The 1,405-nt window shown below is 66.6% G+C and carries 1 protein-coding gene; it reads right to left on the reverse strand.

The window, feature by feature from the left end; translation table 11 throughout:
• Window positions 1-172: 172 nt before the first annotated feature.
• Window positions 173-1,345: a pyridoxal phosphate-dependent aminotransferase gene (locus tag ACOQFS_RS07755; RefSeq protein WP_421562319.1), complete on the reverse strand. Its 1,173-nt coding sequence runs from the start codon at window positions 1,343-1,345 to the stop codon at window positions 173-175.
• Window positions 1,346-1,405: the final 60 nt, after the last annotated feature.

Consider the following 1,405-nt stretch of genomic DNA (forward strand, 5'->3'; position numbering starts at 1 on the left):
AGCCTGTCGAAGGGCTGCTGGCAAAGGGCGCCCTGGCTTCGACAAGCTCAGCCCGAACGGATGGGGGTAGGCATCTGAGGCATGTACATAGTCAGGGAAAAGTGCCTTCAGCGCATACTGGATAAGCGCTGATAGCTATCATTTTTATGGTTTTCCGCTTTGTTTTGGCGGATCAGGCCTTGAGCCAGCCGCGCAGGCGCTGCACCCCATCGCCCAGCCGCCCCAGGTCCTGGCTGGCAAAACACCAGCGCAACCAGCCTCCGGCCTCGTCGCCAAACGCGCTGCCGGGCGCCAGCCCCAGGCCCGCTTCGCGCACCAACCGCTTGGCCAGCGTCAGGCAGTCGTCGTGCCCGTCGATGCGAAAGAACGCATACATGCCGCCGCGCGGTGTGGCCACCGACACGCCGGGCACATCGGCCAGCAGCGGCACCAGCGTGTCGCGGCAGCGGTGCAGGTGGGCCACCAGGGCCGGTGTCACCTCGGCCGTGCGCTGCAGCGCCACCGTGGCGCCGCGCTGCACAAACACCGGCGCGCACGAGGTGTTGAACTCGATGAGCTTGCCCACCGCATGGGTGATCGCGGGCGGCAGCACCAGCCAGCCCAGGCGCCAGCCCGTCATCAGAAAGCTCTTGGAAAAGCTGTGCGTCACGATCAGCCGGTCGTCAGGCGCGGCCACGTCCAGAAAACTCGGCGCCGCGCCGTTGGCCGTGTCGCCCGCGTAGTACAGGCGCTCGTACACCTCGTCCGCCAGCACCCAGGTGCCCGTGCTGCGGCAGTGCGCCAGGATGGCGGCCTGCTCGTCGCGGGTGAGCGTCCAGCCCGTGGGGTTGTTGGGCGCATTCACCACCAAAAGCCGCGTGCCGGGCGTGATGGCGGCCTGCAGCGCGCCCATGTCCAGCTGCCACGCGCCCTGCGCATTGACCACCAGGGGCACGGTGCGCACCTTTGCGCCCAGAATGCGCGGCTGCGCCACCAGGTTGGGCCACACGGGCGTGACCAGCACCACCTCGTCCCCCGCGTTCACCAGCGCCTGCACGGCCAGCATGAGGCCGTTCACCCCGCCGGACGTGACGGCCACGCGGTCGAACCACGCATCGGTGTGCAGTTGCGGATGCAGCCCGTGCATGTAGCCCGCAATCGCGTGGCGCAGCTCGGGCAGGCCCAGGTTGTGGGCGTAAAACGTCTCGCCCTTCTGCAACGAGGCAATGGCCGCCTCGCGGATGAAGTCGGGTGTGACTTCATCACTCTCGCCAAACCAGAACCTGAGCACGTCGCTGCGCCCCAGGCCCTCGTTGGCCACCTCGCGGATGCGCGACTCTTCGAGGCTTTGGACTACTTCTCGCATGCAATCTCCTTTTAGAGCCTGTTCAACGTCTTTTTGGAGATCGCATTGGAGTGCAATCGG

The organism is Paracidovorax sp. MALMAid1276 (assembly GCF_049198005.1).
Taxonomy (GTDB): domain Bacteria; phylum Pseudomonadota; class Gammaproteobacteria; order Burkholderiales; family Burkholderiaceae_C; genus Acidovorax.

Bases quoted from the DNA above. Each gene is read 5' to 3' on its own strand.
- ACOQFS_RS07755 (WP_421562319.1), bottom strand. From the start codon at position 1,345: ATGCGAGAAGTAGTCCAAAGCCTCGAAGAGTCGCGCATCCGCGAGGTG.